The organism is Aquabacterium olei (assembly GCF_003100395.1).
In the GTDB taxonomy this organism is placed as follows: domain Bacteria; phylum Pseudomonadota; class Gammaproteobacteria; order Burkholderiales; family Burkholderiaceae_C; genus Aquabacterium; species Aquabacterium olei.
The window spans coordinates 3,689,326-3,714,400 of the sequence record NZ_CP029210.1; the positions used below are offsets into that span (position 1 = coordinate 3,689,326).

Genomic DNA, 25,075 nt, shown 5'->3' on the forward strand with positions numbered 1-25,075 from the left:
CACACCTGTTCGAGCCTGGAGCCTCCGATGCGTCCACAGACCCCCCGCCCCGACGCGCCGCACGTGTCCTTCCGCAACGTGCAGAAGACCTACGACGGTGAAAAGCTCATCGTTCGTGACCTGAACCTCGACATCCGTCGCGGCGAGTTCCTGACCCTGCTCGGCCCCTCGGGCTCCGGCAAGACCACCTGCCTGATGATGCTGGCCGGCTTCGAGACCCCGACCTCGGGCGAGATCCGCCTGGGCGAGCGCGTCATCAACACCGTGCCCCCGCACAAGCGCAACATCGGCATGGTGTTCCAGAACTACGCGCTGTTCCCGCACATGACGGTGGCCGAGAACCTGCGCTTTCCGCTGGCCGTGCGCAAGCTGCCCGCCGCCGAGATCGATGCCAAGGTCAAGAAGGCGCTGGGCATGGTGCGGCTGGAGCAGTTCGCCAGCCGCTACCCGCAGCAGCTCTCGGGCGGCCAGCAGCAGCGCATCGCCCTGGCCCGCGCCCTGGTGTTCGATCCCGAACTGGTGCTGATGGACGAACCGCTGGGCGCGCTCGACAAGCAACTGCGCGAGCACATGCAGCTCGAGATCAAGCACATCCACCAGAACCTCGGCGTCACCGTCGTCTTCGTCACGCACGACCAGGCCGAGGCCCTGACGATGTCCGACCGCATCGCCGTGTTCGACAAGGGCGTGATCCAGCAGATCGACTCGGCCGAGGCGCTGTACGAGCGCCCCGCCAACGCCTTCGTCGCCAGCTTCATCGGCGAGAACAACGCGCTGCAGGGCACCATCAGCGCCGTGCAGGGCGAGCAGTGCACCGTGACGCTGGACGGCGGCGCGCAGGTCGAGGCCCGCGTCGGCAACGTGCGCGAAACCGGCGCCCGCACGCTGGTGTCCGTGCGCCCCGAACGCGCCTACCTGGTCGACGACGGCGTGCCGGCCGGCCCCAACCAGTTCTCGGCCCAGGTCAAGGAAATCATCTACCTCGGCGACCACGTGCGCGTGTGCATGGCCCTGCCCGGCCAGCCCGACATCGCCGTCAAGACCCCGATCTCGCAACTCAACCGCAGCCTGCAGGCCGGTGAGTCCGTCCGCGTGGCCCTGCCGCCCGAGCACCTGCGTGCGCTCGACGTGGCCGAAGCCGCCTGACCGTTCCGCTTCCTCCCACCCGCAACCCACGATTCCGGAGTCCGTCCATGTCCGTCTCTTCCCGTGCGTTTTCTGCCCTGGCGATCGCTGCCGGCCTGGTTGCCGCCGGCACCTCGCAGGCCCAGTCCAGCCTGACCGTCATCTCGTTCGGCGGCGTCAACCAGCAGGCCCAGATCAAGGCCTTCTACGAGCCCTTCACCAAGTCCACCCAGATCCCGCTGGTCAAGGGCGAATACAACGGTGAGCAGGCCAAGGTCAAGGCCATGGTCGAGGCCAAACAGGTGAGCTGGGACGTCGTCGAGGTCGAGTCGCCCGAGCTGGCCCGCGGCTGCGAAGAAGGCGTCTACGAGAAGCTGGACTACAGCAAGATCGGCAACAAGAAGGACTTCCTGCCCGCGGCCGTGACGGAATGCGGCTTCGGCTTCTTCGTGTGGTCGACCGTGATGGCCTACAACGCCGACAAGCTCAAGACCGCGCCGGTGACCTGGGCCGATTTCTGGGACGTCAAGAAGTTCCCGGGCAAGCGCGGCATGCGCAAGGGCGCCAAGTACACGCTCGAGTTTGCGCTGATGGCCGACGGCGTGGCCCCCAACGATGTCTACAAGGTGCTGGGCACCAAGGCCGGCGTGGACCGCGCCTTCAAGAAGCTCGACCAGCTCAAGGCCAACATCCAGTGGTGGGAAGCCGGTGCGCAGCCGCCGCAGCTGCTGGCCTCGGGCGACGTCGTGATGAGCACGGCCTTCAACGGCCGCATCGCCGGCGCACAGAAGGAAGGCAAGAACCTCAAGATCGTCTGGACCGGCAACATCTACGACATCGAGGCCTATGCCATCCCGAAGGGCGCGCCCAAGCGTGACCTGTCGTACAAGTTCTTGGCGGCCCTGGCCAAGCCCGAGAACCAGAAGGTCTTCTCCGGCGAGATCCCCTACGGCCCGACGCACGTGAAGGCCATGGGCCAGATCGAGCCGACGCTGGCTGCCACGCTGCCCACGGCCCCGGCCAACATGAAGACCGCCATCGCCACCAACACCGCCTTCTGGGTGGAACACGGCGAAGACCTGGAACAGCGCTTCCACGCCTGGGCCGCGAAGTAACTTCCCACCCCGGAGCCGGTCCTGCGCGGTGCAGGGCCGGCCTCTGACGAGGACATTCCCATGAGCTCGATCGCGATGGCCGACACCCCGCCCCCCGCCCTGCCGGTGCAGACCACGTCGCTCAAGGCGCAGCTGCGGCGCGCCGAACGGCTGAAGAAGCTGCGCTACGGTGCCCTGATCGCCCCGCTGGCGCTGTTCCTGATCTTCACCTTTCTGTGGCCCATCATCGGGCTGCTGAACAAGGCGGTCGACAACCCCGAGGTGCACACCGCGCTGCCGGCCACCACCAAGGCCCTGGCCGGCTGGTCGCAGCAGGGCCTGCCCGACGAGGCCGCCTACGCCGCGCTGCAGGCCGACCTGATCCAGGCCAAGGGCAGCGAGGAACTGGCCGCCGCCGCCAAGCGCCTGAACATGGAGCGCACCGGCATGCGCTCGCTGATCATGAACAGCGCGCGCAAGCTGGCCGCCGAGCCCCCCACGGGTCCGGCCAAGGCCGCGCTGATCGAGATGGATGCCCGCTGGGGCGAGAGCGACACCTGGCAACTGGTGGCGCGCAATGCCCGCGCCCACACCGACCACTACCTGCTGACGGCGCTCGACCTGCGCCGCGATGAAGCCGGCCACATCGTCGGCGCACCGGAAGGCGAAGGCGTCTTCCTCGACGTGTTCGGTCGCACGCTGTGGATGAGCTTCGTCGTCACGCTGTGCTGCTGCGTGCTCGGCTTTCCGGTGGCCTACCTGCTCGCCCGCCTGCCTGCCCGCACCTCCAACCTGCTGATGATCTGCGTGCTCCTGCCGTTCTGGACCTCGATCCTGGTGCGCGTGGCCGCCTGGATCGTCATCCTGCAGGACGGTGGCCTGGTCAACCAGGCGCTGATGGCGCTCGGTGTGATCGACCAGCCGCTGCACCTCGTGTTCAACCGCATCGGCGTCTACATCTCGATGGTGCACATCCTGCTGCCCTTCATGATCCTGCCGCTCTACAGCGTGATGAAGGGCATCTCGCCGGTCTACCTGCGCGCGGCCGTGTCGCTGGGTTGCCCGCCGTTCAAGAGCTTCTGGAAGGTCTACTTCCCGATGACGGTGCCGGGCCTGGCGGCCGGCGGCATCCTGGTCTTCATCCTGTCCATCGGCTACTACATCACCCCGGCGCTGCTGGGCGGGCCGAAGGAGCAGATGGTGAGCTACTTCGTCGCCTTCTACACGAACGAGACCATCAACTGGGGCATGGCCGCGGCGCTCTCCGCCCTGCTGCTGGTGGCCATCTCGGTGCTCTACACCGTCTACAACCGGCTGGTCGGCAACACCACGTTTGCCGCCAAGTCCCGCTGACCCGAAAGGCCCACACCATGCTGCCTGCCTACGCTTCCCGCGTCGAACAACTGTGGCACGTGACCCTGCGGGTGATCGTGGCCGCCGTGCTGCTCTTCCTCGTGGCCCCGCTGCTCGTCATCGTGCCGTTGTCCTTCAACGCCGATTCCTTCCTGCTCTACCCCATGACCGGCTTCTCGCTGCGCTGGTATGAAGAGCTGATGACCTCGGGCACCTGGACACACGCCTTCCGCAACAGCCTGATCGTCGCCCCGCTGGCCACGCTGCTGGCCATGGTGCTGGGCACGATGGCCGCCATCGGCCTGACGCGCATCGACTTCCCCGGCAAGTCCGTGCTCACGGCCATCCTGATCTCGCCGATGGTGGTGCCGGTGGTCATCGTCGGCGTGGCCACCTACCTGTTTTTCGCCCCCATCGGCCTGACGGGCAACTTCTTCGGCCTGGTCATCGTGCATGCGGCACTCGGGGTGCCCTTCGTGGTCACCACAGTGAGCGCCACGCTCCAGGGCTTCGACATGAACCTGGTGCGCGCCGCGGCCAGCCTGGGCGCCAGCCCGCTCTACACCTTCTTCAAGGTGACCCTGCCGCTGGTGGCCCCGGGCGTGATTTCTGGCGGGCTGTTCGCCTTCGGCACCTCGTTCGACGAGGTGGTGGTGACGCTGTTCCTGGCCAGCCCCGAGCAGACCACGCTGCCGCGCCAGATGTTTGCCGGCATCCGCGAAAACATCAGCCCGGCCATTGCCGCCGTGGCGACCATCCTCACGGTGATGTCCGTGCTGATGCTGCTCACGCTCGAGTGGCTGCGCGGCCGCAACGCCGCCGCACGCGGCACCTGAGCCCCCGCCCCCCTCTGAAAAGAAAACAAGGCAGCCGACGGTCCGGTCGACTGCCTTGAAGCAGCACGCCTGTCGGCGCCAACCGGCAGGCGTGTCGGTGAAACGCACCCATCCCAGACCTTGCCGGGCGCACGGTGGGTGCCTTGTTCTGGAGCAACCATGAAGCATACACGTCTGGCTGCCGCGCTCGCGCTGGCGGTCCCCTTCTCCCTGCCTGCCCATGCCGACGAGCTGTCGGACCTGCGCGCCACCGTCCAGAAGCTGCTGGCCAAGGTCGAGCAGCTCGAGGCTCAACAGATGAGCCAGAAGGCCGCCGCCGCTGCGCCCGTGGCCGCGGCACCCGCCTACACCGGCGCGCCCGCACCGGCCGGTTTCATCCCCGTGCCCGGCACCTCGACCGCGGTCAAGCTGGGCGGCTATGTGCAGCTCGACGGCGCCCTCGACATCAAGGGTGACCAGGGCCGTGGCGTGAGCCTGTCCGACCTGCCGCTGGACGGCAGCGCCGGGGCCAGCCGCCGAAACACCAGCACGCTGAGCGCACGCACCACCCGCCTGAACGTGCAGACCGTGACCGACACGGCTGGCGGCCCGCTCAAGACCCGCATCGAATACGACTTCTTCACCAGCGACGGCTCGGAAACCTACACGAACTCGGCACGCCCCCGCCTGCGCCACGCCTTTGGTGAATACGGCCGCTGGCTGGCCGGCCAGACCTGGTCAACCTTCATGGACCTCGATTCGGTTGGTGACACGCTCGAGTTCAACGGCCCGACCGGCCAGTCCTTCATCCGCCAGGCCCAACTGCGCTACACGCTGCCGCTGGCCACAGGCAACCTGGCCCTGGCCATCGAGAACCCGCAGGCCGACGTGCGCGACGCCAGCGGCAACGCTGTGGCGCAGGACCGCCTGCCCGACCTGATCGCCCGCTGGATGCAGACCGGCCCCTGGGGCCACGTGGCCGTGCGCGGCCTGGCCCGCGACCTGCGCGCCGAAGACGGCACCGGCCACCGCCAGGCCGACACACTGGGCTGGGGCCTGGGCCTGTCGGGCAGCCTGAAGCTGGGCGCGGCCACCACGGGCCTGTACCAGCTGAACGTCGGCAAGGGCATCGGCCGTTACATCCAGGACGCCAACGCCGCCGTCGCCTACGACGCCACCCGCGTGAAACTCTCGGCCGAGAAGGCCGTGGGCGGCGTCATCGGCGTGCAGCACGCCTGGAACGACGCGCTGCGCAGCCACCTGATGTGGGGCTTCACGCGCATGGACAACGGCGCCGGCTTCGGCGACGTGGCCAGCCTGAACACGCGCACCAACCAGGCCTACGCCAACCTGATCTGGACCGCCACGAAGGGCCTGGACCTGGGCGTGGAGTACGGCTGGGGCAACCGCCGCACCGAAGCCGGTGACAAGGGCGACATGAGCCGCCTGCAAGGCTCGGTGCGCTACAGCTTCTGACCGGAGCCCCCCTGTGCGCCCCGTCTCATCCCCCCAGCCGGGCGGCCACCTGCCGCGCCAGCACCGCGAAGGCGGGCGGGATGGCCTCGGGGCGCACGCAGGCATAGCCCAGCAGCAGCCCGCGGGGCGCACGGGCCGGGTCGGCGTGGTAACGGCTCAAGGGCCGCACCGCCACGCCGGCCGCCAGCGCATCCCGGGCCAGGGCCACATCGTCCACATGGTCGGGCAGCGCCAGCACCAGGTGCAGCCCGGCATCGTCCCCGCGCACGGCCAGCGTGTCGCCGAAGTGCTGGCGGATGGCCTCGAGCAGCGCCTGCCGACGCTCGTGATAGAGCCCGCGCATGCGCCGGATGTGCGAACCCAGGTGCCCCTGCTCGATGAAATCGGCGAGCGTCGCCTGCTGCCACGCCTGCCCTTCGCGGTACAGCGCGGCCGAGCCCAGTGCAAAGCGTTCGGCCAGCGCCGGCGGCACCACCAGGTACCCGAGCCGCAGCCCCGGAAACAGCACCTTGCTGAGGCTGCCCACATAGATCACCCGGCCCGCGTCGTCGAGACCCTGCAGGGCCGGCAACGGACGGGTGCCATAGCGGAACTCGCTGTCGTAGTCGTCTTCGATGATCCAGCTGCCATGCGTGCGCGCGTAGGCCAGCAGGGCCTGCCGGCGCGCCAGGCTCATCACCATGCCCAGCGGATACTGGTGCGACGGCGTGACCAGGATGGCGCGCGGCACCGGATGCGGCCCGCCGTCCTGCCAGGCCAGACCCTCGGCGTCCACCGGCACGGGCACGATGCGCGCCTCCAGCGAGGCCAGGCTGCTGCGCAGGCCCCAGTAGCACGGGTCTTCCAGCCACACGTGCTCGCCGGGCGAGGCCAGCAGCCGCAGCGTCAGGTCGATGGACTGGTGGCTGCCGGTGGTGAGGATCAGCTGCTCGGGCTCGCACACCACCGAACGCGCGGTGCGCAGGTGCGCGGCCAGGGCCTCGCGCAGGCGCGGCAGTCCGCCGCCCGGCGCATAGCTCAGCAGCTCGGGCTCGGGGTGGCGCCAGCGCCGGTTCTCCAGCCGCATCCAGGTGCGCGCCGGAAACTCCGTCACATCGGGCACACCGGGCATGAAGGCGCCCCACTGCCGAGTCGACACGCTGGCCGCGGCCAGCAGGGCCTCGCCGCGGGGCGACAACTGCGCGGCGCCGTGCGCATCGGCCACCTCGGCCCCGGCTGCAACCCCGGGCTCGGCACCGGCACCCCGGCCCCGCGCAGACCGCGCCCGGGTGGGCGTCGGCAGGCGCTCGGCCGACAGGTCGGCCACCACCGTGCCGCTGCCCTGGCGGCTCACCACACAGCCCTCCACCGCGAGCTGCTCGTACACATCGATCACGGTGTTGCGGGCAATGCCCAGCTCCTGCGCCAGCAGGCGCGACGACGGCAGGCGCGTGTGCGCCGGCAGCTCGCCGCTGATCACCGCCTGCCTCAGCAGCTGCTGCAACTGGCGGTAGACCGGCTCAGACCCATCGCGACGCAGACGCTGCTGCAGCCAGTCGGACAAGGCCGTCGTCTTCATCGGAAAGTGGCTCCATCAAAATCACAAAAGTGGACCTTAATCATAGATCCATAACACCCTAACCTTCACACCACTCCCTCTTCATCTGTCACACCATGTCCAGCACGAACTTCCAGCTCCAGCCCGCTTTCTTTGACGGCCCCAACGCCGACTGGGTCGCCCGCAAGAACGCCGCCACGCCGCGTGGTGTGGCCGTGGCCCAGACCTTCTACGCCGCCCGTGCACGCAACGCCGAGCTGTGGGACATCGAAGGCCGCCGCTACATCGACTTCGGCAGCGGCATCGCCGTGCTCAACACCGGCCACTGCCATCCCAAGATCGTCGAGGCCGTCAAGCAGCAGCTCGACCGCTTCACGCACACCGCCTTCCAGGTCGTGCCCTATCCCAGCTACGTGGCCCTGGCTGAAGAGATCAACCGCCGCACGCCGGGCAACTTCGCCAAGAAGACCACCTTCTTCACGACCGGCGCCGAAGCCGTCGAGAACGCCATCAAGATCGCCCGCGCCTCGACCGGCCGCCCGGGCGTGATCGCCTTCAACGGCGGCTTCCACGGCCGCACCTTCCTGGGCATGGCGCTGACCGGCAAGGTCGTGCCCTACAAGCGCGGCTTCGGCCCCTTCCCGGGCGAGGTCTACCACGCGCCCTTCCCCTACCCGCTGCACGGCATCACCACCGCCGATGCGCTGAAGACCGTCGAAGCCCTGTTCAAGGCCGACATCGATCCGAAGCGCGTGGCGGCCTTCATCTTCGAGCCCGTGCAGGGTGAAGGCGGCTTCGTGCCCGCCCCGGCCGACTTCGTCGCCGGCCTGCGCCGCATCGCCGACGAGCACGGCATCCTGCTGATCGCCGACGAGATCCAGACCGGCTTTGCCCGCACCGGCACGCTGTTCGCCACGCACCAGTACGACACCCCGGTGGACCTGATCACCTTCGCCAAGAGCCTGGCGGGCGGCCTGCCGCTGTCGGGCGTGTGCGGCCGTGCCGAGGTGATGGACGCCGCCGAGCCGGGCGGCCTGGGCGGCACCTACGCCGGCAACCCGCTGGCCGTGGCCGCGGCCCATGCCGTGCTCGACATCATCGACAGCGAAGGCCTGAACGCCCGCGCCACCGTGCTGGGCGATCGCCTCAAGCAGCGCCTGAGCCAGCTGCAGCCTGACGCCCCGCAGATCGCCGAAGTGCGCGGCCCGGGCTCGATGGTGGCCGTCGAGTTCCACAACCCCGCCACCGGCGAGCCGGATGCCGCCTTCACCAAGCGCGTGCAGACCGAGGCCCTGGCCCGCGGTCTGATGCTGCTGGTGTGCGGCGTGTACGGCAACGTCATCCGCTTCCTGCACCCGCTGACCATCGAGGACGCCGTGTTCAACGAAGGCCTCGACATTCTGCAAAGCGCCATCCTGGCCGCCAAGGCCTGATCACACCCCCGCCACGCACACACAGGATCACCGCATGAGCTTCCTGAAAGACCCGAGCCTGCTGCGCGACCGCGCCTGGCTGAATGGCCAGTGGGCGGCCGCCGACAACGGCGAGACCTTCCCCGTGGACAACCCGGCCACCGGCGAGCACGTCGGCGTGGTGCCCCGCATGGGCGCCGCCGAAACCGAGCGTGCCATCGACGCGGCCAACGCCGCCTGGCCCGCCTGGCGTGCGCTCACGGCCAAGGCCCGCGCGGCGCTGCTGCAGGCCTGGCTGCAGCAGATCCAGCTGCATGCCGAAGACCTGGCCGTGCTGATGACGGTCGAGCAGGGCAAGCCGCTGGCCGAAGCCCGCGGTGAAGTGGCCTACGCGGCCTCGTTCATCGAGTGGTTTGCCGAAGAGGCCAAGCGCCTGTACGGCGAAACCATCCCGAGCCCGCTGGCCGACCGCCGCCTGCTCGTGCTGCGTGAGCCCATCGGCGTGTGCGCCGCGATCACGCCGTGGAACTTCCCGCTGGCCATGATCACCCGCAAGGTGGCCCCGGCCCTGGCCGCCGGTTGCCCCATCATCGTCAAGCCGGCCGAGTCGACCCCGCTGTCGGCGCTGGCCCTGGCCGTGCTGGCCGAACGCGCCGGCATCCCCGGTGGCGTGCTGCAGGTGCTGACGGGCGACCCGCGCGCCATCGGCGGCGCGCTCACCACCAGCCCGGTGGTGCGCAAGCTCAGCTTCACCGGCTCGACCGAAGTGGGCCGCCTGCTCTATGCCCAATCGGCCCCGACGATCAAGAAGCTGTCGCTGGAACTCGGTGGCAACGCGCCCTTCATCGTGTTCGACGACGCCGACCTCGACGCCGCCGTGCAGGGCGCCATGGCCTCGAAGTTCCGCAACGCCGGCCAGACCTGCGTGTGCGCCAACCGCCTGTATGTGCACGACAAGGTCTATGACGCCTTCACCGCCAAGCTGGTCGAGGCCGTCCAGGGCCTGAAGGTCGGCAACGGCCTGGAGCCCGGCGTGACGCAGGGCCCGCTGATCGACCGCGCCGCGCTGGCCAAGGTCGAGGACCACATCGACGACGCCGTGACCCGCGGCGCCCGCGTGCTGACCGGCGGCCGCCGTGCCGACCTGGGCAAGACCTTCTTCGAGCCCACGGTGCTGGCCGATGTGCCGGCCGACGCCAAGGTGGCCCGCGAAGAGACCTTCGGCCCGCTGGCACCCGTCTTCCGCTTCCACACCGATGAGGAAGTGATCGCCCTGGCCAACAACACCGAGTTTGGCCTGGCCAGCTACTTCTTCAGCCGCGACGTCGGCCGCATCTTCCGCGTGGCCGAGGCCCTGGAGTACGGCATGGTCGGGGTCAACACCGGCATGATTTCCAACGAGGTCGCGCCCTTCGGTGGTGTGAAGCAATCGGGCCTGGGCCGAGAAGGCTCGCGTCACGGCATCGAAGACTACCTGGTGACGAAGTACGTGGCGCTGGCCGGTCTGTGAGGATCACACCATGAGCGACCTCTCCTACGTCAACCCCGGCCCGGAAAGCGCCTGGGGCACCTACCTCGCCCAGGTGGACCGCGTGCTGCCCTACCTCGGCTCGCTGTCGCGCTGGGCCGAGACCCTCAAGCGCCCGAAGCGCGCGCTGATCGTCGACGTGCCCATCGAGATGGACGACGGCACGGTGCGCCACTTCGAGGGCTACCGCGTGCAGCACAACCTGAGCCGTGGCCCCGGCAAGGGCGGCGTGCGCTACCACCCCGACGTCACCCTGGAAGAGGTGATGGCGCTGTCGGCCTGGATGACGGTGAAGAACGCCGCCGTCAACCTGCCGTATGGCGGCGCCAAGGGCGGCATCCGCGTCGACCCGCGCTCGCTGACCCGCAAGGAACTCGAGCGCGTCACCCGCCGCTATACCAGCGAGATCGGCATCATCATCGGCCCGCAGCAGGACATCCCGGCGCCCGACGTGAACACCAACAGCCAGGTCATGGCGTGGATGATGGACACCTACTCGGTGAACGTCGGCGCCACATCGACCGGCGTGGTGACCGGCAAGCCGCTGGACCTGGGTGGCTCGCTGGGCCGCGTGAAGGCCACGGGCCGTGGCGTGTTCGTCACCGGGCGAGAGGCCGCCCGCCGGCTGGGCCTGTCGCTCGAAGGCGCGCGCATCGCCGTGCAGGGCTTCGGCAACGTCGGCAGCGTGGCCGCCGAGCTGTTTGCCCAGGCCGGCGCGCGCGTCGTGGCGGTGCAGGACCACAGCGGCACGGTGTACGCACCGGGTGGGCTGGATGTGGGCGCACTGCAGGCCCACGTGCGCCACACCGGCGGCGTGGCCGGCTGGCACGGCGCCGAGCCGCTGCCCGCCGAGCAGTTCTGGGACGTGCCCTGCGACATCCTGATCCCCGCTGCGCTGGAAGGCCAGATCACCGCCGAGCGTGCCAACCGCCTGCACGCCCGCCTGGTGCTCGAAGGCGCCAACGGCCCCACGGTGCCGGCGGCCGACGACGTGCTGCGCGAGCGCAATGTGCTGGTCGTGCCCGACGTGATCTGCAACGCCGGCGGCGTGACGGTGTCCTACTTCGAGTGGGTGCAGGACTTCTCGAGCTTCTTCTGGACGGAAGACGAAATCAACGCCCGCCTCGACAAGATCGTCGGCGACGCGCTGGCGACCATCTGGGACCGGGCCGACCTGCACCGCATCCCGCTGCGCACCGCGGCCTTCGCGGTGGCCTGCGAGCGCATCCTCAGCGCCCGGCAGGAGCGGGGTCTTTACCCCTGAGCCGCCAGGGCGCTCGAGGGCTCAATCGGCACCCAGCCGCTCGGCCGTCCAGCGCAGCAAGTCCAGCCACATCTGCCGCACCTCCGCGTCCTGCGGGGTGCGCAGCGCGCTGGGCAGCTCGATGGTCACCACCGGCACCTTCTTGTGCACGCCGCCGTAGTTGCCCAGGCTGCCCGGGAAGATGCCCACCTGATCCAGGTACAGCCGCCCCAGGCGCTTGGGCGGCACGGTGGGCCCGTCGAAATCCAGCACCCCATACGGCGCATGCACGGACACGATCAGGTCCGGCTTCCAGCGCGCCATCTCGTCGTGCACCCAGCGGCTTTCCGGCTCGGACAGCGGGGTGCGGCCCGGAAAGCGGCGGGGGTCTTTGCCCGTGCGCTTGTGCCAGTAGTGCGTCGCTTCCTTGTCCCAGCCGGGGGTGGGGAAATTGCGATTCAGGTCCACGCCGTTGGCGTTGGTGCGCGTGGGCGAGGCCTTCAGCATGCCGTCGGGGTTGACCAGCGGCACGAAGCGCCAGTGGATGTTCGACGGCGTCTCGACCGCCGAGCGGATCCAGTGCAGCACCAGCGAGGTCGACGAGGGCTCGTCGCCATGGATGCCGCCGATGACCAGCACACGCAGCCGGGCATTCGGTGACACGACGTCGCGCTGCAGCAGCGCACTGCCCTGCACCGAGCGGCCCGGTCCGGGCGCCAGTTCGGCCTCCTGACACAGCGCCAGGCTGACGCTGGGCAGGCGCTTGACGGCCATGTTGCAGAAGTTGCGCGCGGTCAGGGGCGCGGCCGCAGCCGGGGCCGCCAGCACACCGGCCACCAGCAGGGCGGCACCCGCCAGGCTCATCCAGGATCTCGACACCATCATGGCCGAGATCATGCCGCAAACCGGCACGGCCCCCCCGACCTCAACGCGCCAGCGACTTCAGTGCCAGCTTGATGCCGTCGCTCACCGACACATCGGCCGGCAGCTGCTTGAGGGCCGCCTGGGCTTCCTTGTCCGAGTAGCCCAGCGCGATCAGCGCCTGCTGGATGTCCCCCTGCGCGTCGCTACCCGCAGTCCAGTCGGGTGCCGTCAGGGCCGGCGCCAGCTTGCCCTTGAGCTCCAGCAGCAGGCGCTCGGCGGTCTTCTTGCCGATGCCCGGCACCTTCACCAGCCGGCCGGCCTCCTGTGCCGCGACAGCCTGGGCCAGCTCTTCGGTGCTGAGCCCGGACAGCAGCGCCAGCGCGATGCGGGGCCCCACGCCGCTGATCTTGATCAGCTCGCGAAACGACTCGCGCTCGCCGGCCGTGAGAAAGCCGAACAGCAGCTGCGCGTCCTCGCGCACGATGAACTGCGTCAGCAGCGTCACCTTGCCGCCCAACTCGGGCAGGTTGTAGAAGGTGCTCATCGGCACCTGCACTTCGTAGCCCACGCCGTGCACGTCGACGAGGACGTAGGGCGGGGACTTGCCGGCGAGTTCACCAACGAGACGGGCAATCATGGGCAGCAGGGTTCAGTTCGGACCGGCCCGGACGCCGGCTTCAAAGACAAAGCGGCGCGAGCCCGTCAGGGCCGCGCCGCCAGGAAGAAGGGACCGCTTCAGCGACGGAACAGGCCCAGGCGCTGGGCTTCCAGCGCGGCCTCGGCACGCGATGAGACGTTGAGCTTGCGGTAGATCTGCTTGACGTAGTCGGCGATCGTGTGGCGCGACAGGTTCAGCTGCTGGCCGATCTCGGGCAGCGTGAAGCCCTTGGCGACGCGCAGCAGCACCTCGTTCTCGCGCTCGGTGAGCTGCACGTGCGGCGTCACGGTGTCGATCGGGTGGGCCGGCTGCAGGCGGGCCTGGGCCGTGAAGTACTGGATCACACGGCGCGCGATCGACGGAGACAGCGGCGGCTCGCCCTGGCTGATGCGATGCAGCTGCTCCGACAGCTGCTCACGCGACTGCTCCTTCAGCAGGTAGCCGAAGGCGCCGGCCTGCAGCGCCGGGAACAGGTGGTCGTCGTCGTCGTGGATGGTGACCACGACCGACTGGGCGTCCGGCTGCTTCTCGCGCAGGGCCTGCACCACCTCGACGCCCGAGCCATCAGGCAGGCCGAGGTCGATCATGGCAACGTCGAAGCGCACGGCATTGACCAGCTCCAGCGCATCGTGGATGCGGGCGCTTTCGTTGATCTGCGCGCCGGGAAACACCTGAAGTGCCAGGGTCTTGAGCCAGGCTCGGATCTCCGGCAGGTCTTCCAGGAGAAGGATTTGCTTCATGACGGGGGTCCTCACGTCGATCGGTTGGGGCGCTCAATGCGGGGGCGCATTGCTACGCATGCTAGCAGCGCTGCCCGGCATCGACATGCCGGCGGCGCGAACTTGTTGCAGTGTGGCCATTTCCAGCGGCAAGGTGAGACGGATCACCGTCCCGAAGCCCGGCCCGGACTCCACCAGGCATTGCCCGCTGAGCTGCTTGGCGCGGTGTTTCATGCTGGTCATGCCGTGGCCACGGTCCAGGCGGCCGTCGAGCTCCAGCGGGATGCCCTTGCCATTGTCCTGGATCACCAGCAGGAACTCGCGGCGTTCGAGCTGCACGTCGGCGGCAATCACCACGTGCGAGGCGGCACTGTGCTTGATCACGTTACTCACGGCCTCGCGCAGGATGCGCGTCGTCTGCACGTAGGTGCGCGAAGACAGCGGCTCTTCGACGATCTCGTTGGGGTTGCGCCATTCGCATTCGATGCCGGCCTGCCCCAGGCGGGAGACCACCTCGGCGCGCCAGTCGGCCAGCGCGTCGGACAGCACCATGGGCCGGCCCGTCAGGCCGCGCACCGACAGGCGCATTTCTTCCAGCGCCTCGCGCGCCAGCGTGGAGATGCGGTCGTTGTCCGAGGTGTGGACGATGGTCAGCAGCTTGGCGCCCAGGTCGTCGTGCAGGTCGGAGGCAATGCGCTTGCGCTCCTTTTCGGCGATCTGTTCGACGCGCAGCTCGGCAATCTGGTTGAAGTTGCGCTCGATCTCGACGCTGATCTCGTGCACGCGGCGCTCCAGTTGCTGGCGCGCGCCCTCGGCGGTCTGCAACGCGCGGGCATACACCTGGATCAGGCGCACCGCCACCGCGCCGTACAGCAGCGGCATCACGAAGTGGGTGACATGGATGCCCCACAGCCGCAGCAGCCCCGCCTGGTAGGACAGCTCGATGCCGAGCACCGCCGCCACCACGCCCAGCGCCACGCACATCAGCCAGAACTCGGCACGGCGGCCCTTGCCCGCCTCCCACAGGAAGTAGGCGATGGCGGCAAAGATCTCGAGCGAGAAGACGACATACCAGAGTCGCGCACCCAGGAAGAGGTGGTCGACGCCCAGCAGCAGCAGGCTGGCCGGCATCAGCACGCACTGGGCCCACAGCACCGCGTTGACGCGGCCGCCCTGCTGCGGCGAGCCCGAGCGCACCCCGTGCCCCGCGTAGCCCAGCAGGAACTTGACGGCAAACGCTGCCATGGGCGCGAACAGCATCGCGATCAGCACCTCCTGTGCGGCGTTCGGCATGGGCACGTCGAGCGGAAAAAGGCGCCCGGTCATCAGCGCCCAGCCCAGCGTCAGCAGGCCGAAATGCACCAGATAGCCCAGCTTGCGCACCCAGGCCAGACCCAGGGCGAACAGCCCCAGCACCGCCAGCAACCCACCCAGCACCTGCGCGATGGTGCTGGTCCAGAAGGTCTGCTGATCGGCCAGCTGGCGGATTTCCTGCAGCGGCCCCACCCGCACGGCGGCCAGGCCCCCGGCACGCTGGCGGGCCGTCACACGCTCGACCGGGTAGCCCACCACCTTGATGTCCAGCGCGTTCTCGCGCGGCTTGAGCAGGCTCACGGGCAGCGGCACCAGGTGGGTGCGGTAGCAGTTGCGGGTGTAGGGATCGCTCATGCGCCCGCCGCGCCACACCAGTTCGCCATTGAGGTGCACCTCGACGTTGGAGCAGGCCCGCTCGATGTAGACCGCCTGCAGGGGATCGGCCCCGGACGGCGTGTGGTCGAAGCGGAAGCGGTACCAGACCCCGCCCTGGTAGCCAGGCCGGCTGGCGGCCCACTCGTCGGGCAGGGCTTGCATGCGGCCGGGCGCCAGCGCCGGGAACTGCGGCGCATCACTGGCGACGGACCAGGCCTCATCCAGGCTGCGCACGCCGTCCTTGGCCGACACGACACCAGGGTGGCTGATTCGGACAGCCTCGCGGTTGAGGGCCAGCATGGCGTAAGCTGCCACCGTGGCAAGCATCAGGCCGAGCACGCCCAGCCAGGCAAGCCGGCGCCATGACAGCGTGGACACGGTGGGGGAGACCCCCTCTTGAACGGCGACAGCCGACTCGGTCGACCCGGTCGACCCGGCCTTCCGGCCCTGGGCCCAGGACTGCCACCAACGATGCAACATGCTCAAGGACAACTCCAAAGCCCCGCCACTTCCAGAGGGAAGCGGCACAAGGGCTGATTTTCGCAAGATAAGTCACACCTGAAACCAACCGGCAGGCGACAATTTGCCGCCTTTCTTCGGAATCCAGCGCCTCCATGCTCCTGCGACACAGCTTCTCTCCCCCGGACAACGCCCGATTGGCCCACCTGTGCGGTCCGCTGGACGAACACCTGCGCAGCATCGAGGCCGCGTTCGGCGTGACGGTGAACCGCCGTGCCGAGCAGTTCCGCATCGAGGGCGCCCGGGGGGCCCCCAAGGTCGTGGCCGAATTGCTGGACGCCCTGTATGCCCGCGCCGACCGGCCGCTGGGTGCCGAACTGGTTCAGCTTGCCATCACCTCGAGCCTCTCACAGCTTCAGCGTGCCCGAGCCCCCCGCAAGGGCGATTCTCCGACGGACGCGGTGACGCCGCTGCCCAACGAGTCGGCCGAGGGCCCCGTGCTGCACACGCGCCGCGCCGACCTGCAAGGCCGCACGCCCAACCAGGTGGGCTACCTGCGCAGCATCCTGTCGCACGACCTGAGCTTCGGCATCGGGCCGGCCGGCACGGGCAAGACCTTTCTGGCCGTGGCCTGTGCGGTGGATGCGCTGGAACGCAGCGCCGTGCAGCGCATCATCCTGACGCGCCCGGCGGTCGAGGCCGGTGAGCGCCTGGGCTTTCTGCCGGGCGACCTGACCCAGAAGGTCGACCCCTATCTGCGTCCGCTGTACGACGCGTTGTACGACCTGATGGGCTTCGACCGCGTGGGCAAGGCCTTCGAGAAGGGCCTGATCGAGATCGCCCCGCTGGCCTTCATGCGCGGTCGCACGCTGAACCACGCCTTCATCATCCTCGACGAGGCGCAGAACACCACGCCCGAGCAGATGAAGATGTTCCTCACCCGCATCGGCTTCGGCTCGCGCGCGGTGGTCACGGGCGACGTCAGCCAGATCGACCTGCCGCGCGGCGCCAAGAGCGGCCTGATCGAGGCGGAGCGCATCCTCAAGCGGGTGCGCGGCGTGTCGTTCACGCGGTTCACGGCGGCCGATGTGGTGCGCCACCCGCTCGTGGCCCGCATCGTGGAGGCCTACGAGGCGGCCCAGGCCAGCGAGCCCGTGGCGCCTGCGGCCGCCGCCCCCGCCCGCCCCACCGACGTCCCGTCCGCCTGAGCCGGCCGCCGTCCCGCACGCCACCGTCTTTCCTTTCCCGGTTGTTGCCCTTCCCCGCATGAAGCCTTCCCTGAGCCTGAGCCTGCAGTTCGCCGACAAGCGTCACCGCGACATCCTCCCCCGCCACAAGGTGGCCCGCTGGCTCAAGGCCGCCCTCGAAGGCGATGCCGAGCTGGCAGTGCGCATCGTCGATGCCGAAGAGGGGCAGACGCTGAACCGCGACTACCGGCAGAAGGACTACGCGACCAACGTGCTCACCTTCGACTACGCGACCGAGCCCGTGGTCATGGCCGACCTGATCCTGTGCGCGCCGGTGATCGAGCGCGAGGCCGAGGAACAGGGCAAGACGCTGGAGGCCCACTACGCCCACATGCTGGTGCACGGCGCCCTGCATGCGCAGGGCTGGGACCACCTCGAAGACGACGAGGCCCAGGCCATGGAAGCGCGTGAGCGCGAGGTGATGGCGGCGCTCGGCTTTGCCGACCCCTATGGCGCGGAAGCCTGAGCAACAGGAGCAGACATGGGTGAGTTGTACGAAGACATGTTCGAGCTGGCACCGGTGTCGCTCTGGCTCGAGGACTACAGCGCGCTCAAGCAGCTGTTCGACCGCTGGCGCGCCGAGCGCGTCGAGGACCTGCGTGCCCATCTGAGCGGGCACCCCGAGCGCACCGCCGAATGCGCCGCCGCGATCCGCCTGCTGCGTGTGAACCGCCACACCCTGGACCTTTATGGCGCCGCCGACCTGGCCGAGCTGTCAGCCAACCTGCACCGCGTGTTCCGCGACGACATGCTGCACAACTTCGTGTGGGAGCTGGAGCAGCTGTGGTCGGGCCAGACGCACTTTCGCAGCCAGACGGTGAACTACACCCTGCATGGCGAGCGGCTCGCCATCACGCTGCGGGCCAACGTGCTGCCCGGCCACGAGGCCACCTGGAGCCGCGTGCTGCTGGCCATCGAGGACGTGACCGAGCGCACCCGCGGCGAGCAGGCCCTGCGCCGCAGCGAGCTGTACGCCAAGGGGCTGTTCGAGCATTCGCCGGTCTCGCTGTGGGTGGAAGACTTCAGCGGCGTGCGCAAGCTGCTCGACGAGGTCCGTCGGCAGGACATCGAGGATTTCCGCGTCTTCCTCGACGTGCACCCCGACTTCGTCCTGCGCTGCATGCAGGAGATCCGCGTGCTCGACGTCAACCAGCAGACGCTGGAGATGTTCCGCGCGGCGGACAAGGCCACGCTGTTGGGCCGGCTCGATGAGGTGTTCCGCGGCGACATGCGCACCCACTTCGCGGAGCAGCTGATCGAGCTCTGGCACGGCCGTCTGTTCCAGCAGCGCGAGGTGGTGAACTATGCACTCGATGGCGAAAAGCTGCACGTGTACCTGCAGTTCTCGGTGCTGCCGGGCCACGAGGACAGCTGGGACCAGGTGCTGGTGTCGCTGACGGACATCAGCGCCCGCAAGAAGGCCGAGGCCTACCTGGAGTACCTGGGCCAGCACGACGCCCTGACGGGGCTGCGCAACCGCGGCTTCTTCATGGACGAGCTGGCGCGCATCGAACGGCGCGGGCCGTGGCCCGCCAGCGTCATCGTGCTCGACCTCAACGACCTCAAGCAGACGAACGACGAGTTCGGGCACGCGGGCGGCGATGCGCTGCTGCGCCGGCTGGGTGAGGTGCTGCGCAAGGCGGTGGAGCGGCCGGCCACCGCCTCACGGCTGGGCGGCGACGAGTTCGCCATCCTGCTGCCCGGCGCCGACGCGCGGCACGCCGAGTTCACCGTGGAGCAGGTGCACGAACTGCTGGCACTCAACAACCAGTATCACGCGGGGCACACACTGAGCGTGTCGATCGGCTGGGCCACGAGCCAGGACGGCGAGCGCATGGAGGCACTGCTGCACCGGGCCGACCAGGCAATGTACGAGGCCAAACGCCGCCACTATGTGCGGCTGGGCCACGACCGCCGGGCCATGGCCGATCGGCGGTCGACCTGAGCGGCCCGCCACCGGGCCGCTGAGCCTCAGGCGGCTTTCAGGCCGCTCAGAAAGCCGGTGGTGCCACCGTCATGCAGGCAGCGCGGCTTCCACTGCCCCACGCGCTTTGCGATCTCGGCGATGTGATCGGGCGTGGTGCCGCAGCAGCCGCCCGCGATGTTCAGGAAGCCCGCCTTCGCGAACTCCTCGACCAGGCTGCCGGTGATCTCGGGCGTCTCGTCGAAGCCGGTGTCGCTCATCGGGTTGGGCAGGCCCGCGTTCGGGTAGCAGCTCACATACGTGTCGCCGGCAATCTTGGCCAGCTCCTCGATGTAGGGGCGCATCAGCGTGGCACCCAGCGCGCAGTTCAGGCCGATGGCCAGCGGGTGGGCGTGGCGCACCGAATGCCAGAAGGCGCTGACGGTCTGGCCCGACAGGATGCGGCCGGAGGCATCGGTCACGGTGCCCGAGATGATGATGGGCAGGCGCTCGCCGGTGTCCTCGAACAGCTCGTCGATCGCGAAGATGGCGGCCTTGGCGTTGAGCGTGTCGAAGATGGTTTCGACCAGGAAGACGTCACAGCCGCCTTCCATCAGCGCCTTGGCCTGCTCGTAATAGGCCTGGCGCAGCGTGTCGAAATCGACGTTGCGGGCGCCCGGGTCGTTCACGTCGGGGCTGATGCTGGCGGTCTTGGGCGTCGGGCCGATGGCGCCGGCCACGAAGCGCGGCTTGTCAGGCGTGCTGTACTTGTCGCACGCCTCGCGCGCCATGCGGGCGGCCACGAGGTTCATCTCGTAAGCCAGCTCGGGCAGCTCGTAATCGTCTTGCGCCACGGTGGTGGCGCCGAAGGTGTTGGTCTCGATCAGGTCGGCGCCGGCGGCCAGGTACTGCTCGTGGATCTCGCGGATCACCTCGGGCCGGGTCAGCTGCAGCAGCTCGTTGTTGCCCTTCAGATCCTTGCCGTGCTCGGCAAAGCGGGTGCCGCGGTAGTCGGCCTCGGTCAGCTTGTAGCGCTGGATCATGGTGCCCATGGCGCCGTCGAGCACCACGATGCGCTGGCGCATGATCTCGGGCAGTTGCGCGGCGCGGGTGTAAGGGCGGCGTTCGACGGGCTCGCGGGTGCGGGCCTCAGCGTTTCGGGCGGGCGTGTTCATCCGGCCATTTTAGAGAGTTGCGCCGGCCCTTGCCCTCGCGCAGGATGGGCGTCGTCCGCAAACCCCACAATCCTCCCCATGGACAAGGACATCGACAAGCCGCTGGATGGATGGCGCCTGCGCCTCTACACCATCATCTTCGAAGCCGACACCGTGGCGGGTCGGCGCTTCGACCAGACCCTCATCGGGCTGATCCTGCTGAGCGTGACGGTGGTCGTGCTCGACAGCGTGGCGACGCTGCAGGCGCATGCCGGCGGCCTGTTCGATGCGCTGGAGTGGCTGTTCACGCTCATCTTCACCGTCGAATACGGGCTGCGGCTGCTGTGCGTGCGGCGCCCCTTGACGTACGCCCTGAGCTTCTACGGGATCATTGATCTGATTTCGGTGCTGCCGACCTACCTGGCGCTGCTGGTGCCCGAGGCGCATTTCTTCATCGACGTGCGCATCCTGCGGCTGATGCGGGTGTTCCGGATCTTCAAGCTGACGGGCTATGTGTCGGAGTACAACGCGCTGGGCCGCGCGCTGGTCGCCAGCCGGCGCAAGATCATGGTCTTCCTGTCCTTCGTGCTGATGGTGGTGCTCATCATGGGCACGGTGATGTACGTGGTGGAAGGGCCGGCCAATGGTTACACCAGCATCCCCACCGCCATGTACTGGGCGGTGACCACGATGACGACGGTGGGCTTTGGCGACATCACGCCCAAGACGGACCTCGGCCGCCTGATCTCGTCACTGATGATGATTCTGGGCTGGGGTGTGCTGGCGGTGCCCACCGGCATCGTGACGACCGAGCTCGCCATGCAGCGCCCCACGTTCGGCCGGCCGACCACACGCACCTGCCAGCGCTGCCTGACGGAGGGCCACCCGCCCGAGGCGAACTACTGCCTGCGCTGCGGCGCCGATCTGCCCGAATGGCAGCATGACTGACGGCCGATTCAGCGGGTGACGCGGCCGGGCAGCGGGTGGCTCGGCGGGTCGATCTCGTCGGCGTTGAACACCGAATCCCGGAAGGTGGGCCGGTTGGCGGGCACCTCGTCGCTCAGGGCCCACAGCTGCAGGTGGGTGGCGGGCATGGGCCGTGCAAACAGAAAGCCCTGCATCTGGTCACAGCCCAGTTGCTTGAGGATGTCCTGCTGGGCCACGGTCTCGACGCCTTCGGCGACCACTTCCAGTCCCAGCGCGTGCGAGAGCTTGATGACGGCCTTGACGATGGCCCGCGCATCCGACTGGCTGCCGAGGTCCTGCACGAAGCTGCGGTCGATCTTGATCTGGCTGGCCGGCAGCTTGCGCAGGTAGCTGAGGCTGGAGTAGCCGGTGCCAAAGTCGTCGATCGACAGTGCCACCCCGGTGACGGCCAGGCGCTCGAAGATGCGCAGCGTGGCGCTGGGGTCTTCCATCGCGGCACTTTCGGTGAGTTCGAAGGTGATGAGGTCGGGCGGCACACCGTGGCGCGCCAGGATCTCGCCCACGCGGTCGACCAGATCGGGCTGGCGCAGCTGGTGCACCGACACGTTGATGGCCACGCGCATGCTGAGCCCCGCCCCGCGCCACGCCTGGATCTGGCGGGCGGCTTCGTCGATGACCCACTGGCCCAGCGCACCGATGAGGCCGAAGCGCTCGGCCACCGGAATGAACACGACGGGGCTGACCGCCCCGCGCTGCGGGTGCTGCCAGCGCAGCAGCGCCTCGACGCCGGCAATCTGGCCGCTCGCGCTGTCGATCTTGGGCTGGTAGTGCAGCGACAGGCCCTGGCCGGTTTCGAGCGCGGTGCGCAGGTCGCGCTGCAGCTCGACGGCGGCCTCGGCGTCGTGGTCCATGCCCGGCTCGTAGAAGCAGTGCATGTTGCCGCCGGCCCGTTTGGCCGCCAGCATCGCGGCGTCGGCCCGTGCGATGAGGCGCGCGCGCGGGCCGTGGTCCGGGTAGAGCACGATGCCGACGGAACACGACACGCGAACCTCGCGCCCCGCCAGCATGTAGGGTCGCTCGAGGCTGGCGCGCACGCGCTCGGCCACCAGCGCGGCCGCCCCGGCATCGGGATCGCCATCGAGCAGCACGAGGAATTCGTCGCCGCCCAGCCGGGCCACGGTGTCGGTGCTGCGGCCGTGCTCGCTCAGCCGGCGGCCCACTTCGCGCAAGAGCGCATCGCCCACGCCGTGCCCGAAGGAGTCGTTCACCGGCTTGAAACCGTCGATGTCGATGTAGAGCAGGCCCAGTCGACGCTGCCGCGCCTCGGCGCGCAGCACGGCCGAGGCGAGCTGGTCTTCCAGCATCAGGCGCGTGCCCAACCCGGTCAGGGGGTCGGTCACGCGCTGGCCCGCCGTGGCCTCGGCCACCGGGCTCCAGCCGCTCAGCCCGGCACCCGCCGGGGGCGCCGGGGCGCTCCCCGCCGCCGGCGTGGCCTGACCCTCCGGTGGGCGGCGCCGGGCGGCGGTGCGCGAATCCAGTTCGCGCAGCTGCTGCCACCAGCGCAGCCCCGCCACGAGGGCGAGCGTGCCCAGGATGCCGGCCAGCAGCCACCACCAGGGCGACACGGCCTGCAGATCGGTCTCCATCAATTCACCATCTCCAGTTGGGACCAGGCGCTGGGCACGGCCGGGTCCGCCTGTTCATTGTGGACCGCAAACCGGGAGACGCTCCCTGGGTCGCGTTGCCGCAGCCAGTTCAGGAGGTCCGGACCCGACATGGGGCGCGCATACAGAAACCCCTGCAGTTCGTCGCAGTCCAGGTCACGCAGGATGGCCGCCTGGGCCTCGGTTTCCACGCCTTCGGCCACCACCGTCATCCCCAGGGCATGGGCCAGGCGCACGACGGCGCCCGCAATCGCCTGAGCGTCGTGGCTGGTGTCGAGGTCGCGCACGAAACTGCGGTCGACCTTGAGTTGACGCGCGGGCAGGCGGCGCAGGTAGCTGAGGCTGGAATAGCCGGTGCCGAAGTCGTCGATGGACAGCTGCACGCCGATGGCGTCGAGCATGTCGAACACGCGGATCGACGCATCCACATCGTCCATCGCCACGGACTCGGTGATTTCGAGGATGAGCATGCGTGCCGGCACGCGGTGGCGCCGCAGTGCCTCGCGCACACACGCCTCGAGGTCGTGCTGGCGCAGCTGGTGGGCCGACAGGTTCACGGCCACCGGCACGTCGGCGCCCGCCTCGTGCCACAGGCGCACCTGGCGGCAGGCCGCGTCCAGCACCCACTGCCCCAGTTCACCGATCAGGCCGAAGCGTTCGGCCACCGGGATGAACACCGCCGGGCTCACCGCGCCGTGCACCGGGTGCTGCCAGCGCAGCAGTGCTTCGACGCCGGCCAGCATGCCGTCGGCCGCGCGCAGCTTGGGCTGGAAGTGGAGCGCGAGCTGTCCGCGCTCGATTGCGTGGCGCAGTTCACGCTGCAGCTCGACCTGGTCCGTGCCATCCAGGTCCATGCCGTGCCGGTACACGCAGTAGGCATTGCCGCCGGCACGGCGCACGGTCAGCATGGCATCGGCCGCGTGGGCCATGAGCTGGGCCACCGAGGCGCTGGCGGGGTGCCGCGCCACACCCACCGAGCAGGTCAGGCGGATGTCCTGGTCGTCGACCTGGCACGGCGCACGCATGGCTTCGACCAGCCGCTGCGCCACATGGGCCAGGCGGACCTCGTCGTGCCAGCCGCGGCACAGCAGGAGAAACTCGTCGGCGTCGGTGCGACCAACCACGTCCTGCTCGCGCACCAGGCCGCCCAGTCGCCAGGCCAGCTGGCGCAGCACCAGGTCGCCGAAGGCGTCGCCGTAGCGCTCGGTCAGGTCGCGGAAGCCGTCCAGGCCGATGCGCAACACCGCGGGCGGGTCGATGGCCGCGGCCGGGCCTTCCAGCATCTCGGCCAGCCGTTGCTCGAAGGCCTGGCGCTTGTAAAGCCCGGTGAGCGCGTCGCGCTGCACGGCCTGGTCCAGCGCCTCGCTGGCATCGTCGAGGTGGCGGCGCAGTTCTTCCCGCATCCGGTGCGCGCGGGCATCCAGCACGGCCGCCACGTGCACCAGCACGCACACCACCAGGGCCACGGCCGGCAGCAGCCACAGCAGCGTGGCCCCCGACAGCTGCCCGACGCTCAGGCAGCGAGCCCCTTCGGGCACGCCGGCCGCCGAGACCATCAGCGCCTGGCCGAAGCGGAAGGCCGTCCCCAGCACCAGCGCGACCACCACATCGGCCTGCAAAGGCAGCGCCCGGCGCACCATGCCGCGCAGACTGGGCGCCAGCACCGTGCCGGTGAACAAGGTCACGCTCAGTGAGGCGGCCACCAGCGCAGGCGACCACTGCACCCCGGGGGCCAGCACGCGGGATTCGACGGCGGTGGCCGCCACCACGGCCAGCCCGCCTGCCATCACCAGCCCGCCAACCAGCCTCACCCAGGGGCGGGGCGCGCGGCGTGCATACAAGGCAATGGTGAGCGCACTGACCGTGACGGCAGGCAGCCAGGACACCAGCACCAGCACCGGCACGTAGCCGACTTCGATGGGCAGTCGTTCGGCGACCAGGCCAAGCAGGCTGACGGCCCAGATGCCCGTGCCTGCCGCCAGCGAGCCCACCAGACCCCAGGCCAGTGCGGCGTCGCGGTCGGCCGCCTGCACGCGGCGAACCACCTGCCCCTGCAGGTAGATCAGGTAGACCGCGAGCAGCCAGGCTGCCAGATGGGCAAGACCGTCGTGCTCGACGGCCATGAGGGTGGGAGACATGCGCCTTTCCTGCCGGCGGCGCCTCGACATGAGGGCACTCCTGCGCCGGGCGGATGGCTCACAGACACAT

The 25,075-nt window shown here is 69.2% G+C and carries 20 protein-coding genes; 12 read left to right on the forward strand and 8 right to left on the reverse strand.

The annotated features are described in order from the left end of the window. The first annotated feature begins 27 nt into the window (after positions 1-27). From DEH84_RS16500 to DEH84_RS16520, 5 genes are all read left to right on the forward strand, one after another. Positions 28-1,146 carry an ABC transporter ATP-binding protein gene (locus DEH84_RS16500; RefSeq protein ID WP_109037910.1) on the forward strand — a complete coding sequence of 373 codons (1,119 nt, stop codon included), beginning with the start codon at positions 28-30 and terminating at the stop codon, positions 1,144-1,146. 47 nt (positions 1,147-1,193) lie between these two features. After that, positions 1,194-2,240, forward strand: a complete 1,047-nt coding sequence (locus DEH84_RS16505) for an ABC transporter substrate-binding protein (protein WP_109037912.1) — start codon at positions 1,194-1,196, stop codon at positions 2,238-2,240. A 60-nt stretch (positions 2,241-2,300) separates the two neighbouring features. Then, positions 2,301-3,572, forward strand: a complete 1,272-nt coding sequence (locus tag DEH84_RS16510) for an ABC transporter permease (protein ID WP_218929738.1) — start codon at positions 2,301-2,303, stop codon at positions 3,570-3,572. Between the two features lie 17 nt (positions 3,573-3,589). Further along, a complete protein-coding gene (locus DEH84_RS16515; RefSeq protein WP_109037914.1) occupies positions 3,590-4,408 on the forward strand; it encodes an ABC transporter permease in 819 nt (272 codons plus the stop codon). Between the two features lie 159 nt (positions 4,409-4,567). After that, positions 4,568-5,863, forward strand: coding sequence for a DcaP family trimeric outer membrane transporter (locus DEH84_RS16520; protein ID WP_109037916.1), 1,296 nt, complete (start codon positions 4,568-4,570; stop codon positions 5,861-5,863). 25 nt (positions 5,864-5,888) lie between these two features. On the opposite strand, the gene pdxR is transcribed toward DEH84_RS16520, so the two are convergent. Continuing rightward, positions 5,889-7,421: a MocR-like pyridoxine biosynthesis transcription factor PdxR gene (gene pdxR, locus DEH84_RS16525; protein WP_109037918.1), complete on the reverse strand. Its 1,533-nt coding sequence runs from the start codon at positions 7,419-7,421 to the stop codon at positions 5,889-5,891. Between the two features lie 95 nt (positions 7,422-7,516). Between pdxR and gabT the strand changes: the two genes are divergently transcribed. The 3 genes from gabT to DEH84_RS16540 are packed head-to-tail and all read left to right on the forward strand — an operon-like array spanning position 7,517 to position 11,604. Beyond that, positions 7,517-8,833 (forward strand): 4-aminobutyrate--2-oxoglutarate transaminase, encoded by a 1,317-nt coding sequence (gene gabT, locus DEH84_RS16530; RefSeq protein WP_109037920.1) that lies wholly within the window; start codon positions 7,517-7,519, stop codon positions 8,831-8,833. Positions 8,834-8,867: 34 nt separating this feature from the next. Then, positions 8,868-10,322, forward strand: a complete 1,455-nt coding sequence (locus tag DEH84_RS16535) for an NAD-dependent succinate-semialdehyde dehydrogenase (protein WP_109037922.1) — start codon at positions 8,868-8,870, stop codon at positions 10,320-10,322. Between the two features lie 10 nt (positions 10,323-10,332). Continuing rightward, positions 10,333-11,604, forward strand: coding sequence for a Glu/Leu/Phe/Val family dehydrogenase (locus tag DEH84_RS16540; RefSeq protein WP_109037924.1), 1,272 nt, complete (start codon positions 10,333-10,335; stop codon positions 11,602-11,604). A gap of 21 nt (positions 11,605-11,625) precedes the next feature. Here the strand turns inward: DEH84_RS16540 and DEH84_RS16545 are convergent, their stop codons facing one another. The 4 genes from DEH84_RS16545 to DEH84_RS16560 all read right to left on the reverse strand — a co-directional run bounded on the left by DEH84_RS16545 (position 11,626) and on the right by DEH84_RS16560 (position 15,993). After that, on the reverse strand, positions 11,626-12,468 hold the full coding sequence (locus tag DEH84_RS16545; RefSeq protein ID WP_245932625.1) for a M14 family murein peptide amidase A: 843 nt from the start codon (positions 12,466-12,468) through the stop codon (positions 11,626-11,628). Positions 12,469-12,508: 40 nt separating this feature from the next. After that, a complete protein-coding gene (gene ruvA / locus DEH84_RS16550) occupies positions 12,509-13,084 on the reverse strand; it encodes a Holliday junction branch migration protein RuvA (RefSeq protein ID WP_109037926.1) in 576 nt (191 codons plus the stop codon). A 98-nt stretch (positions 13,085-13,182) separates the two neighbouring features. Next, positions 13,183-13,845, reverse strand: a complete 663-nt coding sequence (locus tag DEH84_RS16555) for a response regulator (RefSeq protein ID WP_109037927.1) — start codon at positions 13,843-13,845, stop codon at positions 13,183-13,185. A gap of 33 nt (positions 13,846-13,878) precedes the next feature. After that, positions 13,879-15,993, reverse strand: a complete 2,115-nt coding sequence (locus tag DEH84_RS16560) for a sensor histidine kinase (protein ID WP_109037929.1) — start codon at positions 15,991-15,993, stop codon at positions 13,879-13,881. A gap of 134 nt (positions 15,994-16,127) precedes the next feature. On the opposite strand from DEH84_RS16560, the gene DEH84_RS16565 reads away from it, so the two are divergent. The 3 genes from DEH84_RS16565 to DEH84_RS16575 are packed head-to-tail and all read left to right on the forward strand — an operon-like array spanning position 16,128 to position 19,164. Further along, positions 16,128-17,180: a PhoH family protein gene (locus tag DEH84_RS16565; protein WP_109037930.1), complete on the forward strand. Its 1,053-nt coding sequence runs from the start codon at positions 16,128-16,130 to the stop codon at positions 17,178-17,180. A 58-nt stretch (positions 17,181-17,238) separates the two neighbouring features. Continuing rightward, positions 17,239-17,685: an rRNA maturation RNase YbeY gene (gene ybeY / locus DEH84_RS16570; RefSeq protein ID WP_109037932.1), complete on the forward strand. Its 447-nt coding sequence runs from the start codon at positions 17,239-17,241 to the stop codon at positions 17,683-17,685. Positions 17,686-17,700: 15 nt separating this feature from the next. Beyond that, the gene (locus DEH84_RS16575; protein ID WP_109037934.1) at positions 17,701-19,164 is read left to right on the forward strand and encodes a sensor domain-containing diguanylate cyclase; all 1,464 of its coding nucleotides are present in this window, start codon (positions 17,701-17,703) and stop codon (positions 19,162-19,164) included. A 26-nt stretch (positions 19,165-19,190) separates the two neighbouring features. Here the strand turns inward: DEH84_RS16575 and DEH84_RS16580 are convergent, their stop codons facing one another. Continuing rightward, positions 19,191-20,297, reverse strand: coding sequence for a homocysteine S-methyltransferase family protein (locus DEH84_RS16580; RefSeq protein ID WP_109037935.1), 1,107 nt, complete (start codon positions 20,295-20,297; stop codon positions 19,191-19,193). A 78-nt stretch (positions 20,298-20,375) separates the two neighbouring features. Between DEH84_RS16580 and DEH84_RS16585 the strand changes: the two genes are divergently transcribed. Beyond that, positions 20,376-21,224, forward strand: a complete 849-nt coding sequence (locus DEH84_RS16585) for an ion transporter (protein ID WP_109037937.1) — start codon at positions 20,376-20,378, stop codon at positions 21,222-21,224. A gap of 8 nt (positions 21,225-21,232) precedes the next feature. Here the strand turns inward: DEH84_RS16585 and DEH84_RS16590 are convergent, their stop codons facing one another. Both DEH84_RS16590 and DEH84_RS16595 read right to left on the reverse strand, forming a co-directional pair. After that, positions 21,233-22,849, reverse strand: coding sequence for a putative bifunctional diguanylate cyclase/phosphodiesterase (locus DEH84_RS16590; RefSeq protein WP_109037939.1), 1,617 nt, complete (start codon positions 22,847-22,849; stop codon positions 21,233-21,235). Next, entirely contained in the window at positions 22,849-25,005 is a 2,157-nt protein-coding gene (locus DEH84_RS16595) for a putative bifunctional diguanylate cyclase/phosphodiesterase (protein WP_159099015.1), read from the reverse strand. Before DEH84_RS16595 ends, DEH84_RS16590 begins: the two co-directional genes overlap by 1 nt. Between the last annotated feature and the right edge of the window lie 70 nt (positions 25,006-25,075).

Bases quoted from the DNA above. Each gene is read 5' to 3' on its own strand.
- DEH84_RS16500 (WP_109037910.1), top strand. From the start codon at position 28: ATGCGTCCACAGACCCCCCGCCCCGACGCGCCGCACGTGTCCTTCCGC.
- DEH84_RS16505 (WP_109037912.1), top strand. From the start codon at position 1,194: ATGTCCGTCTCTTCCCGTGCGTTTTCTGCCCTGGCGATCGCTGCCGGC.
- DEH84_RS16510 (WP_218929738.1), top strand. From the start codon at position 2,301: ATGAGCTCGATCGCGATGGCCGACACCCCGCCCCCCGCCCTGCCGGTG.
- DEH84_RS16515 (WP_109037914.1), top strand. From the start codon at position 3,590: ATGCTGCCTGCCTACGCTTCCCGCGTCGAACAACTGTGGCACGTGACC.
- DEH84_RS16520 (WP_109037916.1), top strand. From the start codon at position 4,568: ATGAAGCATACACGTCTGGCTGCCGCGCTCGCGCTGGCGGTCCCCTTC.
- pdxR (WP_109037918.1), bottom strand. From the start codon at position 7,421: ATGAAGACGACGGCCTTGTCCGACTGGCTGCAGCAGCGTCTGCGTCGC.
- gabT (WP_109037920.1), top strand. From the start codon at position 7,517: ATGTCCAGCACGAACTTCCAGCTCCAGCCCGCTTTCTTTGACGGCCCC.
- DEH84_RS16535 (WP_109037922.1), top strand. From the start codon at position 8,868: ATGAGCTTCCTGAAAGACCCGAGCCTGCTGCGCGACCGCGCCTGGCTG.
- DEH84_RS16540 (WP_109037924.1), top strand. From the start codon at position 10,333: ATGAGCGACCTCTCCTACGTCAACCCCGGCCCGGAAAGCGCCTGGGGC.
- DEH84_RS16545 (WP_245932625.1), bottom strand. From the start codon at position 12,468: ATGATGGTGTCGAGATCCTGGATGAGCCTGGCGGGTGCCGCCCTGCTG.
- ruvA (WP_109037926.1), bottom strand. From the start codon at position 13,084: ATGATTGCCCGTCTCGTTGGTGAACTCGCCGGCAAGTCCCCGCCCTAC.
- DEH84_RS16555 (WP_109037927.1), bottom strand. From the start codon at position 13,845: ATGAAGCAAATCCTTCTCCTGGAAGACCTGCCGGAGATCCGAGCCTGG.
- DEH84_RS16560 (WP_109037929.1), bottom strand. From the start codon at position 15,993: ATGTTGCATCGTTGGTGGCAGTCCTGGGCCCAGGGCCGGAAGGCCGGG.
- DEH84_RS16565 (WP_109037930.1), top strand. From the start codon at position 16,128: ATGCTCCTGCGACACAGCTTCTCTCCCCCGGACAACGCCCGATTGGCC.
- ybeY (WP_109037932.1), top strand. From the start codon at position 17,239: ATGAAGCCTTCCCTGAGCCTGAGCCTGCAGTTCGCCGACAAGCGTCAC.
- DEH84_RS16575 (WP_109037934.1), top strand. From the start codon at position 17,701: ATGGGTGAGTTGTACGAAGACATGTTCGAGCTGGCACCGGTGTCGCTC.
- DEH84_RS16580 (WP_109037935.1), bottom strand. From the start codon at position 20,297: ATGAACACGCCCGCCCGAAACGCTGAGGCCCGCACCCGCGAGCCCGTC.
- DEH84_RS16585 (WP_109037937.1), top strand. From the start codon at position 20,376: ATGGACAAGGACATCGACAAGCCGCTGGATGGATGGCGCCTGCGCCTC.
- DEH84_RS16590 (WP_109037939.1), bottom strand. From the start codon at position 22,849: ATGGAGACCGATCTGCAGGCCGTGTCGCCCTGGTGGTGGCTGCTGGCC.
- DEH84_RS16595 (WP_159099015.1), bottom strand. From the start codon at position 25,005: ATGTCTCCCACCCTCATGGCCGTCGAGCACGACGGTCTTGCCCATCTG.